Source organism: Egbenema bharatensis FJBBOT/2019 (assembly GCF_048077055.1).
GTDB lineage: Bacteria > Cyanobacteriota > Cyanobacteriia > Elainellales > Elainellaceae > Egbenema > Egbenema bharatensis.
The window spans coordinates 6,485,655-6,505,759 of record NZ_CP182236.1 but is presented as its reverse complement, the minus strand read 5'-3'; the positions used below and the strand labels follow the sequence as shown (position 1 = coordinate 6,505,759).

Annotated in this window: 20 protein-coding genes and 1 tRNA gene; 10 read left to right on the top strand and 11 right to left on the bottom strand. The window is 49.1% G+C overall.

The features are described from left to right. Positions 1-465: 465 nt before the first annotated feature. The 4 genes from ACM1PF_RS30265 (at position 466) to ACM1PF_RS30250 (ending at position 3,012) form a co-directional block, all read left to right on the top strand. On the top strand, positions 466-909 hold the full coding sequence (locus ACM1PF_RS30265) for a hypothetical protein (protein ID WP_416670092.1): 444 nt from the start codon (positions 466-468) through the stop codon (positions 907-909). Next, positions 899-1,087: a ribbon-helix-helix domain-containing protein gene (locus ACM1PF_RS30260; RefSeq protein WP_416670090.1), complete on the top strand. Its 189-nt coding sequence runs from the start codon at positions 899-901 to the stop codon at positions 1,085-1,087. The genes ACM1PF_RS30265 and ACM1PF_RS30260 overlap by 11 nt, the downstream gene beginning before the upstream one ends. Then, positions 1,080-1,871 carry a hypothetical protein gene (locus tag ACM1PF_RS30255; RefSeq protein ID WP_416670089.1) on the top strand — a complete coding sequence of 264 codons (792 nt, stop codon included), beginning with the start codon at positions 1,080-1,082 and terminating at the stop codon, positions 1,869-1,871. Before ACM1PF_RS30260 ends, ACM1PF_RS30255 begins: the two co-directional genes overlap by 8 nt. An 832-nt stretch (positions 1,872-2,703) precedes the next feature. Then, positions 2,704-3,012, top strand: coding sequence for a hypothetical protein (locus tag ACM1PF_RS30250; RefSeq protein WP_416670087.1), 309 nt, complete (start codon positions 2,704-2,706; stop codon positions 3,010-3,012). 35 nt (positions 3,013-3,047) lie between these two features. Here the strand turns inward: ACM1PF_RS30250 and ACM1PF_RS30245 are convergent, their stop codons facing one another. The 5 genes from ACM1PF_RS30245 to ACM1PF_RS30225 all read right to left on the bottom strand — a co-directional run bounded on the left by ACM1PF_RS30245 (position 3,048) and on the right by ACM1PF_RS30225 (position 6,328). Then, on the bottom strand, positions 3,048-3,914 hold the full coding sequence (locus ACM1PF_RS30245; RefSeq protein WP_416670085.1) for a tyrosine-type recombinase/integrase: 867 nt from the start codon (positions 3,912-3,914) through the stop codon (positions 3,048-3,050). Positions 3,915-3,990: 76 nt separating this feature from the next. Further along, positions 3,991-4,063, bottom strand: a tRNA-Ala gene (locus ACM1PF_RS30240). Between the two features lie 40 nt (positions 4,064-4,103). Then, positions 4,104-5,012, bottom strand: a complete 909-nt coding sequence (gene rsmH / locus ACM1PF_RS30235; protein WP_416676865.1) for a 16S rRNA (cytosine(1402)-N(4))-methyltransferase RsmH — start codon at positions 5,010-5,012, stop codon at positions 4,104-4,106. A 158-nt stretch (positions 5,013-5,170) separates the two neighbouring features. After that, the gene (locus ACM1PF_RS30230) at positions 5,171-5,521 is read right to left on the bottom strand and encodes an antibiotic biosynthesis monooxygenase family protein (protein ID WP_416670083.1); all 351 of its coding nucleotides are present in this window, start codon (positions 5,519-5,521) and stop codon (positions 5,171-5,173) included. Between the two features lie 138 nt (positions 5,522-5,659). Then, on the bottom strand, positions 5,660-6,328 hold the full coding sequence (locus ACM1PF_RS30225) for a phosphoribosyltransferase (RefSeq protein ID WP_416670081.1): 669 nt from the start codon (positions 6,326-6,328) through the stop codon (positions 5,660-5,662). A 193-nt stretch (positions 6,329-6,521) separates the two neighbouring features. On the opposite strand from ACM1PF_RS30225, the gene ACM1PF_RS30220 reads away from it, so the two are divergent. Continuing rightward, on the top strand, positions 6,522-6,701 hold the full coding sequence (locus ACM1PF_RS30220; RefSeq protein ID WP_416670079.1) for a hypothetical protein: 180 nt from the start codon (positions 6,522-6,524) through the stop codon (positions 6,699-6,701). Here the strand turns inward: ACM1PF_RS30220 and ACM1PF_RS30215 are convergent. Continuing rightward, a complete protein-coding gene (locus tag ACM1PF_RS30215) occupies positions 6,698-7,600 on the bottom strand; it encodes a 4-hydroxybenzoate solanesyltransferase (RefSeq protein ID WP_416670077.1) in 903 nt (300 codons plus the stop codon). The two genes, ACM1PF_RS30220 and ACM1PF_RS30215, sit on opposite strands and share 4 nt — an antisense overlap. Before the next feature lie 365 nt (positions 7,601-7,965). On the opposite strand from ACM1PF_RS30215, the gene ACM1PF_RS30210 reads away from it, so the two are divergent. From ACM1PF_RS30210 to cobM, 5 genes are all read left to right on the top strand, one after another. Next, the gene (locus tag ACM1PF_RS30210; protein ID WP_416676863.1) at positions 7,966-8,817 is read left to right on the top strand and encodes a cyanophycinase; all 852 of its coding nucleotides are present in this window, start codon (positions 7,966-7,968) and stop codon (positions 8,815-8,817) included. A gap of 312 nt (positions 8,818-9,129) precedes the next feature. Next, positions 9,130-10,098: a TIGR02587 family membrane protein gene (locus ACM1PF_RS30205; RefSeq protein WP_416670075.1), complete on the top strand. Its 969-nt coding sequence runs from the start codon at positions 9,130-9,132 to the stop codon at positions 10,096-10,098. Between the two features lie 94 nt (positions 10,099-10,192). Beyond that, a complete protein-coding gene (locus ACM1PF_RS30200) occupies positions 10,193-10,591 on the top strand; it encodes a TIGR02588 family protein (protein WP_416670074.1) in 399 nt (132 codons plus the stop codon). Positions 10,592-10,636: 45 nt separating this feature from the next. After that, on the top strand, positions 10,637-11,548 hold the full coding sequence (lgt, locus tag ACM1PF_RS30195) for a prolipoprotein diacylglyceryl transferase (RefSeq protein ID WP_416676862.1): 912 nt from the start codon (positions 10,637-10,639) through the stop codon (positions 11,546-11,548). Positions 11,549-11,831: 283 nt separating this feature from the next. Next, positions 11,832-12,671, top strand: a complete 840-nt coding sequence (gene cobM / locus ACM1PF_RS30190; RefSeq protein WP_416670072.1) for a precorrin-4 C(11)-methyltransferase — start codon at positions 11,832-11,834, stop codon at positions 12,669-12,671. Between the two features lie 345 nt (positions 12,672-13,016). Here cobM and pglZ read toward each other — a convergent pair whose 3' ends face one another. The 5 genes from pglZ to ACM1PF_RS30165 all read right to left on the bottom strand — a co-directional run bounded on the left by pglZ (position 13,017) and on the right by ACM1PF_RS30165 (position 20,082). Further along, complete coding sequence (pglZ, locus tag ACM1PF_RS30185; RefSeq protein WP_416670070.1) at positions 13,017-15,356, bottom strand: BREX-2 system phosphatase PglZ; 2,340 nt, start codon at positions 15,354-15,356, stop codon at positions 13,017-13,019. Beyond that, on the bottom strand, positions 15,356-19,063 hold the full coding sequence (locus ACM1PF_RS30180) for a phage resistance protein (protein WP_416670068.1): 3,708 nt from the start codon (positions 19,061-19,063) through the stop codon (positions 15,356-15,358). Before ACM1PF_RS30180 ends, pglZ begins: the two co-directional genes overlap by 1 nt. Before the next feature lie 76 nt (positions 19,064-19,139). Continuing rightward, positions 19,140-19,574 carry a DUF29 domain-containing protein gene (locus ACM1PF_RS30175; protein ID WP_416670067.1) on the bottom strand — a complete coding sequence of 145 codons (435 nt, stop codon included), beginning with the start codon at positions 19,572-19,574 and terminating at the stop codon, positions 19,140-19,142. Next, complete coding sequence (locus tag ACM1PF_RS30170) at positions 19,571-19,786, bottom strand: HepT-like ribonuclease domain-containing protein (RefSeq protein WP_416670065.1); 216 nt, start codon at positions 19,784-19,786, stop codon at positions 19,571-19,573. The genes ACM1PF_RS30175 and ACM1PF_RS30170 overlap by 4 nt, the downstream gene beginning before the upstream one ends. Further along, positions 19,783-20,082: a nucleotidyltransferase family protein gene (locus tag ACM1PF_RS30165; RefSeq protein ID WP_416670063.1), complete on the bottom strand. Its 300-nt coding sequence runs from the start codon at positions 20,080-20,082 to the stop codon at positions 19,783-19,785. Before ACM1PF_RS30165 ends, ACM1PF_RS30170 begins: the two co-directional genes overlap by 4 nt. Positions 20,083-20,105 lie beyond the last annotated feature (23 nt).

Sequence of the window (20,105 nt, the reverse complement as noted above, 5' to 3'; positions counted from 1 at the left end):
CCATTTTGGATGCTTGTAATAGTCATGGGATTGAAAAATCTTAACTAAAACAGAACTTTTCAGGTATTTTTTATGATAGAAGCCAAGTTTGAGCCAGGAAAAATTACCACTACCATAATAGACATCATAGAAAAACTCAAAGCATTCAAGAACTGAAGCTGGTGAGAATCTACGAGTTACCCAAAACACAGCATCGATCCATTCTTCATCTGTAAAAGAATCAGATAGAGATCGCTGGAGCTTTTGTAAGTGCTTACTAGGCTTAACCTTAGATTGCTTAGAACCTCTGTGATAGAAGTCCACGAAACAATCAGCCCATCTGCCAGTCTTGCTGACAAACCGTGAATGATTGGTTAGTGATCTGTCCAAAAAATTAGACATTTAGATTTCCCTTTTCTTAACTACCTCTTGATCATAACACAATTTGTGTTATAGTGTAGGGAGAGTACAAAAGGAGATTAATTTATGACAGCTTTAAGGCAAAAACCAAGGATTGAATTCTCACCAGAGCAGCAACAGCAATTTTGTAACGATCGAATTGAAATGGATTTCCCCCTGGAACTTGAAGGCGAGACAATCTACACACCTAAGCAGTTCAACAGATCGATTCTACGGCTAGGTTTTGCCCCAGGAAGTATCCTGATTTTTCAAAACGGGCAACTACGTCAGGTTGAGGAATTAAACCCCTACAGGTTCCCCCAGGACGTAGTAGAGGAGTGGGAAGATCTCACAGCTTTAGCAATCAATGTTGTTATGTTTTGCTGGATTGAAGATCACCCCTATAACTTTTTAATTCATCAGGTTTACGATTTGCCTGAAACTGATGAAAAAACAAACACAATTTCAGTCAAAGAAGTTTTAACCTTTGTTAAGAGTTTTGTTAGAGGGGTGATTAAAAATGTTGCTTAAGAAAATACAGGCCCAAGCAGGGCAAAAGCTCAATTACGATCGCACATTTTCGATCCGGTTTACCTCAGAACAGCTAGACCAACTTGATAAATTAGCTGACAAGGCAGGTTTAACCCGTAGCGTGTTTATTAGGTCAGTGCTACAGCAACTTTTGGAGGAGGGATTTGAGGATGATTAATGTTTACAACACCGAGATTCTACTTGACCCATACGAAGAGAGTTACAAAAAATCGTATCGGTCTGATCCGCGATCGAAATCTAATCAGTGGGAAGTTAAACCCAGGTTAGAAACACCAACTCTAGAAACTCAAGTTCTGCAACTGATCAGACCTTACCCGATTATTAAGTCACTGGCTTATGAGTTTACTAATAAAAAACTGCTAAAGCTGTTCCTGGATAAGCCCAAAGTAGAGATCATTCTACAGTCACAGGATTTGCAGATCCAATATGAACAAGGAAAACTTGATCGGTTCCCAAAGTTGCTAGAACTGCTGAAGCAATTCGTAGCCCGACATCAGCTATGGGAAACAGGAAGCCCCCAGGATAAACACGATCTGTTGCACTCAAAACTGCTGCTGCTCTATGACGCTGAGGAGAACTTAAAGGCGGGCTTAGGAGGATCAGCCAACTGGACACAAGCCCTCAGAAAACAGTCAAACGAGATCTATGTTTTCAACCACAGTCGTAACCCTCAAATACTTCAACAGCTAGAGCATAAATACCAGTTTTTCAGGAACTTAGATAGTTTAACCCCAGTTAAATTTAAGAACAACTTTGGTTCAGTTCAATTCTCAGATCTCAGTAAAGAATCTCAAGTTAACCCCGGTTTTAAGGGGCATAAAAAACCCTCTGAAATCCTGAGTGTAATTCCCAAAAAACGGACTAAAAAGGAGAAATCAAAACTCAGATCTTATCAGGCTAAAAACCAAAATTTAGAGGATGCCAATCCGTTCAAATTTTGATTAAACCCTGGTTGAAACTAATACAAAAGGGGCGATCGGTCGCCCCTTACCTATCTGATTTGGGGCACTATTTCGGTCAAGCCTATGCCCTGGTAGTTCCCATGTTGAGGTTTGAGAACACCTAAAAAAAATTGATTGTCCAGCCTTTTGTGAAAGTAGCTTATAACTTTTTGGGTTGATTCGTAAGAGAATCACTCTATTGAGATTTCCTTGTCCGAAGGAAGGCGGAATTCATTGAGTGAATCAGTCTATGTTGAAAGGTTGTTTAACCTTGGTTTTAAGTGAGATTAGAACGCCAATTTTATAAAATTGTTTGGTTCTTTTCTCGCTGTTACTATTTTATCATATTCTCATATAACAAATCCGTATGAGTCACAAGTCTAATTTAAGTACAAAGACTCTTGACAGATAACCTATGTTTTTGGTATGTAAACCCGATTTGATTTTAAGCAAAGTATAATTTGTATACACCTCGTATACATCTCGTATACATCTCGTATACACCTTGCACACAAATGATTAGTTATTCTTATCATTTTCCTAGTTTTTTTAGGAATTATTAACCAGTTGTATACGGTTCGTATACGATTGGTAACAGCCTGATGAAATTTGAGCCTTATTTTCCTGCAAAAATCAACACATGATGCAATTCTCACAGGATAAGCAGGTAAATTTCAGTCAAAAATTGTGCCCAAAATGACCCATTTTAGGACGGTTAGCTGTCCCAATTTGATCCGCGTTGTCCCTTGACTATGGAGAGAGTTAAAATTGAATTGTAATATTAGCACTTTAACCAAAGGGCGCAGGGCAAATTAACCCAGCAAGGGATAAGTTGACCCACATTTTTAATGAAGTTTTAACTGATTTTAACCCAGGTTTGACTACTCTCAAGAAAACTAAGGAGGTGAATTTAATGACAATGCAAAACAGATTTATTTCGATCGACCCAGTTAACAAAACCATTCTCGAATCGCTTAACCTGTTGTCCCAGGCACTTGAGCTAGATGACCACCAGGAGAAAATACAAGATGTTGCTACGGCAGTTGATTATCTCAATGTCCTGTTACAGGATGACGAGAAACATGGAATTCCCGGTTTTCAACCATACACTTGGCAACCTACAAAGAAATCTCAAAATTGAACGTGTTTAACCCCGGTTTTAACCGGGTTTTTTTCTCAATCCGGTATAGGTGGCAACTCATCAGGACGTACCGAATGAGCATAAAATTTAGTCACACTTGCTGGGCTATCACCGATCAAATAGGCAACATGAACCACGCTCATCCCTTGCTTTAGGGCCCGCGTTACAAAAGCATGGCGTAAATTATAGAGGTCACGGTTAGGCAGTCCCAGAGCTTTTAGGTATGGTTTATAAATCCGTTTGGAAAAATTGCGATCGTCAATAGCTAAACCCTTGGGACTGGGGAATACAAGATCAGTTGGGGAGGTTTTAACTTGAGTTTTAACCAGGGTTAAAAGTTTTTTTGACATGGGCAGAAACCGGATCTTGCCATTTTTCGTTCCTTTTTTGATCCGGGCTGAACTTGCCGAATTATTCCTCTGTCGTGCTAATGCTCTAGCTATCTGAATCGATTCAGAAGAAAAATCTATGTCAGATTTACGAAGCCCGATCGCTTCTGCTGGGCGGCAACCTGTCAAAGCTAAAAATTCTAACCAGGGTGCATAGTGGGAAGCATTCAAATCGAAAGAATTTTCGTAAAAAGCGGCAATCAGCTTTTTGATCTGTGTATCAGTGAGCGGTTCCCGGTGGATTTTGCGGTTAGTTTTGTAAGGCTCACGTTTAACCTTAGTTTTAACCGAGGTTAAATCTGCATATCTGGCAGGGTCAAGCATGGAGCGATAAACCTCACCAGGCTTGAGATGCCCAGTTTCAGCATCGATTTGAATCTGCCGTTTTAGCAACTCTGCCCTTTGATAACCATGAGGATCGGGGTTTAACCCTGTCGAAATCGTTTGAGTCTTACCCTGTAACTGATATCTGATCCTAAGTTTGCCTTTGTAATCTGCGATGGTTAATTTCATTCTGGGAGGATACAAAAAATATACAACCCAGGTTGAACGGGTATCCCCAGAAACGTACCTATAAGGCTCTGAAACATGGAGCTAAGGAGATTCGAACTCCTGACCCCCTCAATGCCATTGAGGTGCGCTACCAACTGCGCTATAGCCCCTTAGTGCGTTTACCATCATGCCCCGATCGCAGTCACTTCGTCAACTAGTTTCTGAAGAATCCGCAACTTTTTCAGCAATTCGCAGTTTAGCAGAACGCGATCGCACATTTTGTTCCATCTCCGCCTCGGTTGGTGTGATCGGCTTCCGGGTGATCACATGCAGCGTTTCAGACTCCCGAAATCGATGCTTGACAATCCGATCTTCCAGGCTGTGAAAGCTGATGATACAGAGCCGTCCGGCAGGCTTCAGCCAGGTGGGAGCCAGTTCCAGGAAGGTTTCCAACACCTTAAGTTCCTGATTCACCACAATGCGGAGAGCCTGGAAGGTGCGGGTGGCGGGATGGATGCGTCCATAGCGATAGGAGCGCGGCACAGAATGAAAGATAGCTTCTGCCAGCTCAGTAGTGGTTTCAAACGGGCGACGTTCCACAATCCGACGGGCGATCCGACGAGAGAGGCGTTCCTCACCATAGGTATAAATCAGATTTGCCAACTCCACCTCACCCCAGGTGTTCACCACCTCAGCCGCCGTGAGGGACTGTCGCTGATCCATCCGCATATCCAAAGGAGCCGTCAGCCGAAAGCTAAAGCCGCGATCGGGATGATCAAACTGGGGTGAACTAACACCCAAATCGGCTAGAATGCCGTCAAATTGAGTCGTTCCTGGGTTAAACTCAGCAAAGTTGGTTCGTACAAACTGTACTCGATCGCCCCACTCCGCCAGATGTTTCTGCGCTGCCGTTAAAGCATTTTCATCCTGATCCAGAGCCGTAATTTGAACCTCAGGAACCGCTTCCAGAATCAAACGACTATGCCCACCTCCACCCACCGTTGCATCCAGGTAGCGTCCCCCCGATCGCAGCCTCAAACCTTCCACCACCTCCTGCCCTAAAACAGGAACGTGAATAAAGGATTGGGCAGCGTCAAGGGGGAATGAAGGAGGGGACATTGGGAATCGGTAATCGGTGATGGGTAATTGGTGATGGGTAATCGGTGATAGTGAGATTGGCACAAACATCATAGATGGAAACAAACGCGATTGCATGACCTACCATCCATTTCCGACCACCCATTACCCATTACCCATTACCTACTACCCATTACCCATCACATCAACGGATTTCTCACCGGCACTTCCTCCGGCTGAATATCACACACCACCTCATAAAACCCGATCGTCGGAGTTTTAGCGAAAAGGGGAGCCATGCGCTTCATCAATTGATCATGGCGTTCTGTATGGTTGGCTTCTTCCATATCCGCCGCACTTTCCCAGAAAATAATCGAAATGCCGCGATCGGTTCCTGGTTCCTGGAGCAGGTAGGTTCCTTTGAAGCCATCTCCATAGGCTGAAACGGCTTCCTCGTAAAGCTGTTGAGCTTCTTCAAACTTTCCTGCCTTGAACTCCCCGATCGCCACGTAGGCGAATGTCCGTCTTAAGAAATCCTGAAACTCTGACATAAACTCACTCCTACCCAACGGTACATCAATCTGATTGTTTCTACGACCTGCTAAACGACTCAGGGACAAACGACCCTTTGCCCCTACAACTCCCCAATGGACATCAACCCTCCTTCCTTCCCCCTACTGGCTTTTACCTTACCGCTCCCCGATCGCTGCCAGGGAAATCGCAGATTGTTTTAACAACTCTCGCACTTCTTCATCCGTGGTTTGGGAAAAGTCCTGATACCACAGCCCAATCGACTGTAACGGCTCTGGCATACTGAGACAGATGACCTCATCTACCACGTTTCTCAAGGACTCACATACAGAAGGTGGAGCGACTGGAGCGGCAACGACAATGCGCTGGGGGTTCTGTCGCTGGAGGGCAGCAATGGCGGCTCGAAGGGTTGAGCTGGTTGCAATGCCATCATCCACCAGAATCACAGTATGATCCTGCACCTGAGGAAGTGGACGATCGCCTCGATAGGCGCGATCGCGCCGTTCTAACTCTTGCTGTTCTGCCTCTGCCACCCGCTGAATCGCATCCTGAGGAATATCCAGGGCCTGAATGATTTCCTGGTTCAGGATCATCACTCCCCCCAGGGCGATCGCTCCCATCGCCAACTCTTCCTGCCCCGGAACGCCCAGCTTGCGAACCAGCCAAACATCCAGAGGGGCATGGAGCGCGTTAGCAATTTCGTAGGCCACCGGCACCCCCCCTCTCGGTAATCCCAAAACCAGTAGGTTGGGAAAATTGGTGTAGGCTGCGAGTTTGGTAGCCAAACGCTGCCCCGCTTCAGTGCGATTCTGAAATCGTGAGTTCATTAGCCTCACCTCCATCCTGCCTGCTGTAGACCTGTCCATATCAGTAAAGGAACACAATTGTCCCCTGGGCTGTGTTTAAATCCTTGCCAGAAGGTTTTAAACCACTCCCTGATCTGGTGAACAGGTTCCATTGAGAGCAGTTAGATTGACTATCTACTCCCTTGATTTCAGGCTAGCTCTGATTCGAGGCAAGATGGCAAGACGTTATGCATTCTTCAAGTTCCTTGCTAACGGGGTTGGGACACCGGAATTTCGGTTTCTGAACCTAGTAGACCTCGGCAGCAATACGCCCACCTTTCGTAGTGCAGGCTTCCAGCCTGCGCGGGCAAGATGCCCGCTCTACGGTTGCTCAATTCACGCTCGCTTCTACTAGAGTCCTTGTTGGAGTCCTTGCAAAAGACCAACCTCCATGCCCACCAGCAGCACGAAGCCAATCCAAACATTTTGCTGAAAAACCTGGCCATACACTGCCGGATCGGGGGATTGGGGCCGGAGTTGCAGGTAATGCCAGATCCAACCGGCTACTGCGATCGCCCAGGCTAGCCAAAATGCACTGCCCAAAGCCATGACTACGCCCAATCTTGCGAGCAGGATCGCTGCCCCTGCCAGAAAAAGTCCCACTGCCAGAGCGGCAAATCGCCCAAAAAATCGGGCACTGGAATTAACCCCAATGCGGGCATCGTCTTCTCGATCGGCCATAGCATAGACAGTGTCAAAACCCAACGTCCACAGTACCGTTGCCCCCCACAGCAGCCAGGTTGCAGGTTCCAGGGAAGCAGTGATCGCACTCCAGCTAATCAGTACGGCAAACCCCCAAGCGATCGACAGCACCAGTTGGGGCACGGGAAAAAATCGTTTAGCCAGGGGATACAGGATGATGACTGGAACCGCTGCCACACAGAGGATAAAGGTAAATCGATTCAGGTAGAGGGCCAGCCCACAGGCACAGAGGAACGCGACCAGAGCCACCCCCAATCCGGTTTTCACTGACAGGGCCCTGGAAGCCAGAGGACGATCGCGGGTACGATTCACCTGGGGATCAATATCTCGATCCCAGAGGTCATTGACGACACAGCCGGCGGCACTGGTTGCCAGGCTCCCCAAAATAATCAGTCCGACCAGGGGAAGCGGAGGGGTTCCCTGCCCCGCCAGGGTGACTGCCCACAGAGCTGGAATCATTAAAATCAGTCGTCCTGCTGGTTTATTCCACCGCAATAGGCGGACGATCGCAAGCCAAATGGGTTCAGATTGGGGTTGAGGCTGGGTCAGCATGATGGCGCAGACAGGACAAAGGCGATGATTAACTCCTTAAGTTTAAAGGGAGAAAGCCTGCAAAAGGCAATCCAGCCAGCCATTCTGCCCAAAAAGTTATAAGTAGACTTAAACTTAGGCATAAAGTGTGATACTAAATTGAAATACGCCGTCGCAAAGCTGGCAAATCTCATAGGATTGGAGGACTAAGAGCGTTCGTACTGTATTCTTTTAGAATAATTTAACAGTTATCGAACCGGCCCTTGCAGCCTACGATCGATGCCAGAAGATGTTAATACTGATCAAGCACACGAATGCGCAACTATGGCATCTTCTTCAATAGGCTACTGGGGCGACTGATTCGGAGTACGCCCAGAAGCGATATGATGCTGCAACTAGACACTCAACTCCTTCAGCCAAGGATGCCCCAATCGACAACAACTGCCGTCATGATCATTGGCGGCGCGGAAGACAAAATTCATGGCCGCTTGATTCTGCAAACCTTCTTTCAACGGGCTGGCGGAGGAGATGCTCGCATTGCCATCATTCCGTCTGCATCCCGCGAACCTGCGGTGATCGGCAGCCGCTACCACGACATTTTTGAGGAAATGGGCGCGAAGGCGATCGAAGTCCTGGATATCCGGGAGCGATCCCATGGGGAAGACTCAACCTGGCAGTCCTTTGTGGAAGACTGCACGGGGGTCTTTATGACGGGGGGCGATCAACTGCGGCTGTATGAACTCCTGTCCGATACACCAATCATGGAGCGGGTGCGGATGCGGGCCCAGTTGGGTGAAATTACGCTGGCTGGAACCAGTGCCGGGGCAGCGGTGATGGGACAACAAATGATTGCGGGGGGCGGCAGTGGTGAGTCTCCCAATCGATCGCTGGTGGATATGACGACGGGGCTAGGCATTATTCCAGAACTGGTGGTGGATCAGCATTTCCATAACCGCAACCGGATGGCCCGTCTCCTCAGTGCAGTGGCGGCCCATACCGATCGACTGGGCGTGGGCATCGATGAAGATACCTGTGCCATGTTTGAAGGGAATGGTTCGTTTCAGGTGATTGGCAAGGGCACGGTGACGGTGGTGGATCCAGGGGCGGTGTCCTACACCAACTATGCCACTGCTGGTTCAACCGATCCAATTAGCCTCCACAATCTGCGGGTGCATATTCTCAGTCATGGCGATCGGTATGACCTGAACAAACGGGAGATCGTCAGTCCTGGACGTTAGGCTGTGCGTTGGGGATGCGCCAGCGAGCTTCAATGTCCAGCGAAACTGGGGAAAGACGTTCGGTTCAGATTCTCTCCGAATGGGGATGTGAATCAGATCCGTATGTCTTATCACTGTTTTATGGCGATCGGTGATAGCGAGGCGATCGGTGATAGCGAGGCGATCTGGCTTTGCGATCAGGAATCAGACGGTTGATTAACTGCTGATTCACTGCTTTCAGGAGTGAAAAATGAATGGATTGCGGTGGGTCATGGCGGGTCGTTTTGGCCGCTTAGCTGGATTTTCAATGGAAACATTACTAGACACTACGGGATGAGCAGTAGAATTGTTAGACCTATTGTTTTTCCAGGTAAACAAGAATGGCGTGCTGAATTTGAAGATTTAATCCGGGGAGCATCGGGTGGTTTTCTATTTGGTATTCCCTTGCTCTACACGATGGAAGCCTGGTGGATTGGTTCTCAGACCAGTCCTCCCTTAATGTTGGGAGTTTTGTTATTTACGTTTCTGATCGCATTTTTATTGAACCGGACAGATGGCTTTAGACGCACAAAACCCGATCGCCCTGCTCAGGCAATCCGCGATAGTGTGGATGTAATTGCGATCGGTACAATTTGCACAGCTATTGTGCTGATTTTGCTGCAAGAGATCACGTTCAGTACGCCGCTTGAGGAAGCCCTTGGTAAGGTCATCATTCAAAGTATGCCGTTTACCATTGGAGCGGCCCTGGCTGGTTCAACGCTGATTCAACAAAATACCGTGCAGCCGCCAGTGCAGCCCTCAGTGCAGCCCTCAGTGCAGCCGTCTGAATCCCATTCTCCCTCTACCCATCAAGCCAGCACCCAACGGCTTAGTCTTCCCCTGAACCGGATCCGGCAGGAACAATGGCATCAGACCTTTGCCAGTATTGGAGCGACGCTGGTTGGAGCGATTATTATTGCCTTTAATATTGCCCCAACGGATGAAGTCCCGATGCTGGCGGCTGCGGCTTCTCCTCCCTGGTTGCTGGCACTCATTATTGCCTCCCTAGTAATTTCCTACTGCATTGTCTTTGTCGCGGGGTTTACTGCCCGCCGGAATCGCCACCATTATCAGGGCTTCTTTCGCCATCCCCTCAGTGAAACGCTGATATCTTATATTGTTTCGTTTATTGCGGCAGCTCTGATGCTGTGGCTGTTTCATCGCTTGAGCTTTACCGATCCCTGGACGCTGTGGTTGCAGCAAGCGGTCATTTTGGGCCTGCCTGCAACGGTGGGAGGCGCAGCTGGACGCTTAACGATTTGATGCTCCATATCTCACATCCTTTTCACGTCAAGCCCTCTGTCGGTTCTATCCTCTACAGACTGCAAGCTAACCAAGACTTCTGGAAATTAACTCAATGAACCAAAAACGTTTACGCGCCTATACCTTTTCGGCTGAGTGGATTACCTTTGCGATCGCGGCATTTCTGGTGCTGATTCTGGTTGGATTAGTGCTGTTTGTCTGGTTGACGCAGAGCGATGAGCCACCCATTCTTTCTGTGCATCCGCAAACGGTGGTCGAGCGGAGTCAGGGACAGTATTATGTTCCATTCACGACCGCCAATGTGGGCGGGGGAATCGCTGAATCGGTGCAGGTGTTGGGAGAGCTAATCATCAATGGTCAGATGGAAGAAATGGGTGAACAGCAGATTGACTTCCTTTCAGCGGGAGAAGAACAGCAGGGAGCCTTTGTGTTTAGCCATGATCCCCGCCAGGGCGAACTGATCATCCGAGTTGCGAGCTATAAGCTACCGTAGGGAGTAACTGGTGAGTCGTGGAATGTCAGGATTTTGATTTTGGTTATGGGGTTCGACGGATTAATTGAATTAAGCGGGTTGATTGGGTTGGCGCAACTGCGCTCCCCCGGCCCGATTTTGTTTGAGTGGGGGCCGATCGCCATCCGCTGGTATGGGTTACTGATTGCGATCGCCGTCGTTTGTGGCGTGAGCCTTTCTTCTGCGCTGGCGGAACGCCGAGGAATGGATCCAGAGCGCATTAGTCAGTTGGCGATCTGGTTGGTGATTGCAGCCATTCCCAGTGCGCGTCTCTATTATGTGCTGTTTAATTGGGGTTACTATGCCGACAATCCTGGATCAATCCTGGCGATCTGGCAGGGAGGACTGGCGATTCATGGCGCGATTCTGGGGGGAATTGGGGCAGCCCTGGTGTTTGCCCGGTGGTATCGTGTCTCTTTCTGGCAGTTAGCCGATGTAGTGGCTCCTGCCTTAATTTTGGGACAGGCGATCGGGCGGTGGGGTAATTTCTTTAACTCGGAGGCGTTTGGCGCACCCACGGATCTGCCCTGGCGATTGTATATCCCTCCCGCCCAACGTCCTCCAGGTTTTGAAGCATTTGAGTTCTTCCATCCCACGTTTTTGTATGAATCGCTCTGGAATCTGGGGGTGTTTGCCCTGCTGCTGTGGCTGTTTTTCCGGGGAGTTTGGTTTAAGTCTCCCCTGAAGCCAGGGACGCTGTTTCTGGTCTATTGGGTGGCTTACAGCCTGGGACGGTTCTGGATTGAAGGGTTGCGGATGGATAGCCTGATGCTGGGGCCGCTGCGCATTGCTCAGGTAATTAGCCTGATTGGGATTACGGTAGGATTATTGGGGCTGGGCTGGCTGTATGGGTGCGATCGATCGTTGCCCGATGTCGGTTCAGTGTCTAAAGATCACTTGACTACCCCAATGCCCCCGGATGATTCGCCCCATGACTAATCCCCTATGACCAATCCCCCATGCCCTGGTTCGGCCAGTCTATCCGCTTGCGGCTACCTGAGTGCTTTTGGATTCTTCCATAACGAAAAAAACCCCAGAGTGTCCTCCAGGGTTTGAATCAGGGTGCATCTACCATTCACTGTTACCTACTTAGCACTGAATGTCCGTTATTTTTCGGGGGAGTTCATCTATTTTTTACATTACTGCTCTCGTTTTCAAAGATTTCACGGAGAAGTGAAACTTTATACCGATTGATCCTTTGACCAAATTTTATCTGTCCTCTATGAATTCCACTGATCAAGCTGCTCTAGATCAAACCGATCGAACTGAGTCTTCCGCTCTAAGTCTGTCTCCAGCGGTTTACATTGTGGGGGCGGGGCCGGGCGATCCTGATTTGCTAACGGTGAAGGCTCAGAAGTTACTGCGTCAGGCTGATGTGATTCTCTTTGCCGATTCCCTGGTGCCACCCGAAATTCTGAGTCTAGCCCGCACTGAGGCGGAAATTATCCGAACGGCAAATAAAACCCTGGAGGACATTTTGCCGTTGATGATCGATCGGGTACGGCAACAAAAATCGGTGGTGCGGCTCCACTCTGGGGATCCCAGCCTCTACAGTGCAATCCATGAGCAGATTCAGGCATTGGCGGCGGCAGAGATTCCCTTTGAGGTGATTCCGGGGATTAGTGCGTTTCAGGCGGCAGCGGCTCGGCTGAATGTGGAGCTAACTGTACCGGGATTGGTGCAAACGATTATTTTGACGCGGATTAGTGGACGCACTCAGGTTCCAGCTGCCGAGGAGTTGGATGCGCTGGCAGCCCATCAAGCCAGTCTTTGTTTGTACCTCAGTGCTCGTCATGTGGAAAATGCTCAGGCGCAACTGTTGGCACACTATGCAGCGGATACTCCTGTAGCGGTTTGTTTCCGGGTGGGTTGGCCCGATGAGCAAATTTGGGTGGTGCCTTTGAGCCAAATGGCAGAAGTAACGGCACGGGAGAAGCTGATTCGTACAACGCTTTATCTCATCAGTCCAGCCCTGAAGGCGGTGCATACGGGCTTTAAGGAAGACGGTCGTCGATCGCGGCTTTATAATCCTGAGCATACACATTTGTTTCGTCCCCGGTAGGAATTTAAGGGGAACCTCACCCACCACTGTTGCCAAACCTTGTGGAGATTAACCCACCCCCAAACTCCTCATTGTCGTAGAGGGCAATTGCTAGGATCTTGCACCGCACGAGCGATTCCTGCCATAGAAATGCGTTCTAGAGTGCTGAGCATGTATAGCTGTAGTCACAGTAGTTAGGACAAATTTAGAGGTAAAAGCCCCGCAGCGCGGGGCTTTTACCTTCCTAATCTCAGTGCGTAGCACTATAACTCACAGGTGTCAAAGTTGATGAGTTTGTTATGGAATGTTCGACAAACTGCCGACTACAATTGTGGCAAAGAAAGCGTTGTTTATCAGCGATGAATATCACTGGAAAAGTGGGCCAAAGTCAGCAAAATCATGCTCATGGATGGAATGAGCTTTTTGGGTTTGACTCACTTCAAACGTTACATGTTTCCACCAAACTGGAGTACCCATTAATGATTTGCACCAATTTGGAGGCAACAGTTCCAAGGCTGAAAGAATGGCGATCGGAATTACCATTTCTTGTGGAGAAATGCCTCCGTGATAACCATTTCGCTTTGACTTATAGTGCAGTCGCTCACTCCAGGGTGTAATTAGTTTCCTAGATTCTGGGATAAGAACACGATCGCCGCTCATTGGCAATTCTTTATTACCGGGATGACCATCATCAGGTCGCCAGCGTTGTTCCCCTCCATCAAATCCTTGATATTCCGTCTGATGGTCAAGGACATGGCCATGATCGCTAAGCAAGACAACAAGGCGATCGGCTGTTCTGGCTTCATGGAGTAAGGACGGTAACACTTTTATCGTTGAGCACGTCCATGGGATATCGAGCTGCTCCCCTTGATTCAAGTGATCATCGATCGCATTAACAATCACTCCGACCAGTTGATTTTGAGAATTTCTAACGGCATCACGGACTTCGCTGGATAGAACAGCATCAGTTGCATCTTGGAGCGAAGCTTTGTGGAATAGCAGAGGCGGATGTTCCTTGCGGCAGTGTTTAAGCAGTTCGGGATGGGACGCAAATCCTTTTTTTTCGTGATTGGCAGCACCATTTTTAGGCTGCCCGCATAAAAGGCTGGTACGAGCCGTGCTGGTAATGGATGGAATGCAAGATAACCCAGCCTGAATGGATGACGATTGTCCCTGCTGACAGAGCGCAGTCCAGCCTTGCTTTTGAATATCAGTGAGGAGTTCACGACAAGCAGCCGTTCCCATGCCATCCATCACGATTAGGAGAATGGGAGCATGAGCCATCAGCGGAGCGACGATGGTTTCAAGAATACCTTCAACTGGAAGCACGTTAGATGTCGTTGAGCCGATCGCTATCCAGTTTTGCAGAAGAATCGCAAACTGATAAGCCTGTTTTTCCCTAATTTCAGTAACTTGCTCAAACAGCTTCGAGTAAGCAGTCGATAATTCATTGACAGGATCACCTATCCGAAGCGAGAGACGTGCCCAGTCCAGGAAGCTACCTTCATCGATTTGATAGCCAATTGCCTCTTCCAGTGAAGCAGGCTTTTCAGGTGAATAAGCCTGGATATGAACCAACCATCGAGCTAGCCGCAATGCCATTTCAGTGCATTCAAGCCGACGAGCATTTTGGGGCTGATTGGCTTGATAGTGATGCTTGATTGAGTGATGGGCGATCGCCAACTGTTCCAGCGATCGCTGCTCTGGATGATTCAGCACCTCGACTAATGCTTCTCCAAACTGAGACAGTCTTTGACCCAATCCAAGTTCCGTGGTTGTACTCAGAAAAGCAAAAGATGTGGCTCCAATCTCTTGCAAAATTTCATCAGCCCGCCTGAGTACTTGATGGATCTGTTCAGGAGGCATTTCTGGGCGTTGAACGACCTCAATAGCAGCAGCCATCCACTTTTCCATTGTGTTGTTGTCTGGGGAGAGGCTACCCAGAAATCTTGCTTCCAGCTTACCGATCGCTTTGTCGAGTCGCCCCTCAACTGTCGGGTCATAGAGTACCTGAGCTACTAATCCCAGCGGCAGAACATCAGGGTATTGATTATGCAGGATGCAATATAACACGGTTTTTGTAGCAGCTCCAGCCAGGTGAGAGAGCCACTCAACTGCCGTATCCCGAAACTGCTCCGGTGCCTCCTGAAATTGCTCAACATGGTTTGGATCAGTTGACCATTGCAAGATTGTTATGAGGTCAGGATGGGGAGCTGTCAGCCCGAAACCACGTTTCAATAAAATGGGCCAGACGGTTTCTGCATCTAGGAACCCACCACTCACATGAGGGTAATCTTCTTCAGGCATCCAGTCGATCAGGTAATCAGCAATCCAGTGATGCTGACTCAGGCGAGGATCAACGGCTGTGGCATGGAAAAGGGATTTGGCAATCTGCCAGCTATCCATAGGAAACAACCGCCGTTTCGCAAACCGAATCAGAATGTCGTCTTCTAGCTCTGATGCTTCCAGGGGGGTAATAATGACATGGATTGCTCCATTGTTATGAACTTCCCTCAACGCCATCCGCACCGCTAAAGGAGAGTTACATTGTTGGATGACATAGGTTATGTTGCCATCGGAATACTGGCGATCGCCTGTCCACTGACCCTGGGCACGGATACCAAAAACTTTGGCATTGGGTGCCTTTTGCCGAATCGTGGTGACCTGAGCCTTAATTTGGCTAAACGTTGGGGCGATTACAGGCACTAATCTACGTCTCCTTCTATGTCTCCTTCGATGATCCAGCTAATGCTCAAACGAATCTCTTGCCCATCCTGCAATTTCTGCTCCAGTGAATCCAGGAGCGTCTGAGCATCCTTCAGTTTAAGGTCTTCCTGTGTGTTCTGTTCTACCGTTTGCCGCCGTTTTTGAGGGGGTATTGGCGGGGGTGCAGGTATCGGGGGTGTCGAGGGTTCTGGAGATGGAGTTTTGCTGGAGACAGGAGCCGGTTCAACTGGTTTTGCCAGGAGGCGCACGGCTTGAGACTGAGTTTCCTGAAGCACAGGGCCTAATGCGGTAACGTGTTCGTCGCTGGTGATGGCCTGACTGAAATGGGTTTGGATTTGTTTTGCTGTGGGTTGTCTATCATCGGTCAGTTGGGCGATCGCCTCAAACAGTTCCCAATTGGCATTCTCCAGTTTTCCTGCCAGTCCACCAGCATGGTTCAGGCATTCTCCCATTGCAGTTTCAGTAGTTGCAACTTCAGCCGTGCAGAGGATATCAACCATGTCTTCCGGTTTACCCGAACCAACTTGTTCCAGCAGGGCCAGCGTTGCGGATGCCGTGTTCATGCGATCGCACTCAAGGGATAACTCAAATTTGGTCAAAACATTTTGCAATGCTTGAGTATAACGTTGACAGGGGTTGATTGCGTCACTGGCTCTGGCTTTAACCTTTGCTTCTAAATCAGCGAGATTACTGGCTTTGCAAAGTGGGGAAATCGAAAGCTTAAAAATATCTTTTGCTCGCTCAATCGCAATCTGCCAGTGTTCTTCATCAGGAAGTTGCTGTTCTTTCAGTTCGCAATCATTGGGCACATCTCGGAGAGTCGGTTCAACGGGAAGCCCCAGGCGGGAGAAGGTCTTTCCGGTTTGATCGGCGTAGGTCAAGATCACTAGATTCTGCACCTCTTTGGGTAATCCCATTGCCTGAGGTTGGTCAATCCACTGACGCATCTGATCAACTCTGATCGTGCCACCCGCTTCCGCTGCTTTGCGATTAAAGTGGTTCTTCCAGTGTTGACCGATGACAAAATGAGTGGCATCCAGTCCCATTTCGCCTAACTTTAAGGGATTGGCAATTTGTCGAATGAGGAGGCGTAGGGGGCGATCAACAAGAGTCCGACCATCTTGAGCTTGGGCTGCTGCACTGACCACTTGATAAACCTTTTCCAGATGATTAACTCGATTGACATCAGCGTCAAAGGACGGAGCGGCGGGAAATTCATGGGTTAATACTTGATCTAACAGGTTCGTCATCGCCCCTTTCAGGTCTGCGGCAACGGGAGGACGGAGATCAAGACCATTCGCTAAAGATACGAACTGTTCATGGGGTTCCAGGCTAGAGGTTGTATCCAGCGAACCCTCACTGATGATCTGAAGTCCATAGGCGGCATCTAGATGATTTTGTACCCGCTGGCGCAGAACGCTCCGCTGATTGTCCAGGAGGGATTTTGCCGTCTGGCGGTCTTGCGGAGAGAGTTGGGTGGAATATTGGGAGAACCGATCGTCACTGGCCAGGATGTGTTCCAGAATGACGAGTGTACCCAGGTCTTTCAACGCATCTGCGCTAAAGAAAGCCGGAATCCAACAAACCGTTTTCGTTCCCTCCGGATGGGCTGCCTTAAAGCCATCACATTTACTACGGTCATCACTGGGATAAAAGCCTGGGTCATCAAACGGAAAATCAATAATCAGCTTCCATCGATCGTCATGGTTTTCAAAAGCTGTTTCTGATAAGTCTCGAATATTTCTGAACAGCACAATGCAGGAACGTTTGGTGTTGCGCCAGTCAAAGTTGTAATATTGCTCAAACTCGTCTTCACCTTTAATGCCCAGTTGGGTAAAGAGCATGTCGCGGACGAGACGAATGCGGTTGCCTCGATTGTCTTCTACCTGAGCTTGCTGAAGAATGCTATCGGTATCGACTCCGGAAAGCTGAATGGAGAGGGTTGGGTTGTCTTCACTAGTAATCCGCAGTTCGCCCACGCTCGCCGCCCAATCCCGACAGCGCCGTAAAACTTCTTGCCCTTCACGGTTAGGAATTGGCGATTTGATGGTGCCATGATTCAGGGCGGCCAGCTTTTCGGGAGTAATCGCACGCAACGACTCCACTTGAGGCACCAACGCTGAGAGCAACAGGGTTTTGACGAGGCGATCGTCATTGCGAAATGCAGTCCAGTTGGGATCGTTAAAAGGGCGTTTTTCTAGATCCTCACGGCGACCATGCTGTTTTTCCAGCATCGGTAAGAGTTTTTGATGGTAGAGCCGCTTGGCATTTTCGAAGTGAATCGCCATCTCCTGACTAAAGGCTTCATCTCCGTGGGCAATTACATCGAACAGATCTCCAACGGGAACAACAGACCCCACAGCGAGCATTTCCTGCTGGTCAACCAAAAGCTGCATCATCACCTTGAGGGCTGTGCGTTCTCGCTGAAGCACGCTAGACACGGCAATCAGGGTCTGCACCAGGGCGGGACTGAAGGGGTAAACCTTACGGAACATCTCCCGATCGCCTTCACTGGTCAGTAAGGTATTCATCACGGCTTCCCGGACTCTGGCGGTTTGCTCAAAGGCGGCATCCAATTCCTTGCGGGCAGCATTCGTTTTGCACTTGAGGACTCGTCTTTCGGCGATCGCAGGCAGGTTTCGATCTTCTAAGGTAATCCGATGAAATCGTCCTTCCCAATGCTTGAGGGCATCACTAAAGTTCAGCCGTTCGGCTCCGGGAATCGAATCCCCAATCAACTCACTCAGGTCCCGCTGACGGGCCACAAAACTGATGACGGGAATGGGGCGATCGGCGGTTTGGGCTTCGACTAGCTTGGCGAGTTTTTGTCCTTCCTGGTGGACAAACTTCAGATCCGTAGCGCGACTGGCCAGCCAGAGAATCAGTTCGTCCAAAAATAGGATCAACGCATCATAGCCCAGGGTTTGGGCGTGCTTACTGATGACCGCTAATCCCTTATCCAGGGACAGGAACGCTTCGCCTCTGCCCTCAGATTGAGTATCGTAGGATTTGAAAAACTGCTTGACCAGGACACTGATCAGTTGCGATCGCTCCTCATCACCAGGAGGGGCAATCAGGGCATTCTCAAACCGTTCCGCATCCCAGCCTGCTGCCAATTCTCCCCAACCGCTATCAGTGCTGCTGCCCTCACTTAAAGCACCAAAAAATTGCTCATCCCCAATCCGATCGCGCAATGCCTGAGCGTCCTGAAATAACCCTTCTGCCAGATAAACGCCGGGAATCGGGGCATCGGGATGGGTGCGGCGAATGTAATCGACGTAGCCCCCCAAAATACCGGATTCCATATCGGTTGCCCCAATCATGTGGTAGGGAACCAGCAGAAATGTTTTGCCCGTGATCCACTGGTTATGCTTGGCGATCACTGGAGCCAGTTCGGGGATGGCGCGAGCTTCGGAGATTCCTTGCAAAATCAGGTTGAGCACTGCCATGAAGTGGCTCTTGCCGCTGCCAAAGCTGCCGTGAAGATAGCTAGCCTTGCTGCTATTCCCCTGAAGCGCACTGCGGATAAAGGTGAGTGCATTATCGAAACAATCCTTCAGTTCAGGGGTGACAACATAATCTTTGAGGGTGACTTCGGGGCGAGTCACACCTTCCGTAAGCTTGAGAACGAAGTCGCCCTTCTGAACTCGTTCGGGAATGTCGATCAGGTCTTTAATCAGGGTCATGGCGCGTTGTCTGGTGCAGTTTTCGTACTGGTTCTGTTATGGCCGCGATCGATAGGCGATCGCCCTTTGTCCTGGTCTATGGTTCAGGGAAAAATTCGGTACCTAATGCATCTTCCAGAGAATAGGGAGAACTGGCGGGAAAGGTGGTGTAGGGCAGTCCGGTTTCTTGAACGGCAAGGTTTAGTCCTGATTTGTAAGCAATCGTCAAGGCTTCTAGAAGATAAGGCTGAAGACTGGGGTTCTCCGCTAGTAATAGCCCAATTTGCTCTCGCTGTTCCCGAATGGTTGCCAGCCAACCGTTACTGCGATGTTGAGATTGAAACTGCCATTTCAGCAGGTGCCCCAGTAAAATACCCAGGCGGTTTCTCAGTTCTTGTCGTTCGCGTCGCCCCAAATCTTCTAACTCCTCAACCAGGTGTAGGATATCAAGTCTATGCCAATCTTTTGCCTGCAGGCGTTGAGCTTGCTGCTGCGTCCAGGCATAGAAGTCGGTGTCGTAGAGGGAAGTCATGGTTGATTCCTTAATTGAGTTGTTCTCGAATCCAGGCTCGAAAGGCTCTGCTTTGTCGCTTCGCCAATCACTTCCAGGGCACGGGTGACGGCAAAGATGGTTTTAGGATCATCCTGAAACTGCTCAAAGGTCATACCTGCTACGAACTGTTCCGCCATTTCGATGGTAGTCAGAATGTCTTGTAAGGAATTCCGGATGTCGCGATCGGTCATAGGTAAACGACCTCTTGCAAGATTCGCTCACCGATATGGGGTTTGAGTGCGTCTTTCATCACCAGATCTACTTTTTTGCCCAGGACTTCGCTGAGTTGTTTTTCCAGTTCACAGAAGGTAAAGAGTCCAAAGCGAAATGTGGGGTCAAATTCGACCAGGACATCCACGTCGCTGTCTTCGGTCTGCTCACCGCGCACATAGGAGCCAAAGATACCGAGTTGAGTGACGTGATATTGCTGCTGGATGGCAGGTTTCATCCGAGTCAATTGGGTTTTGATTATTTCTAGCGAATCCATAGCAGTGTCTCTATAGACTGTTC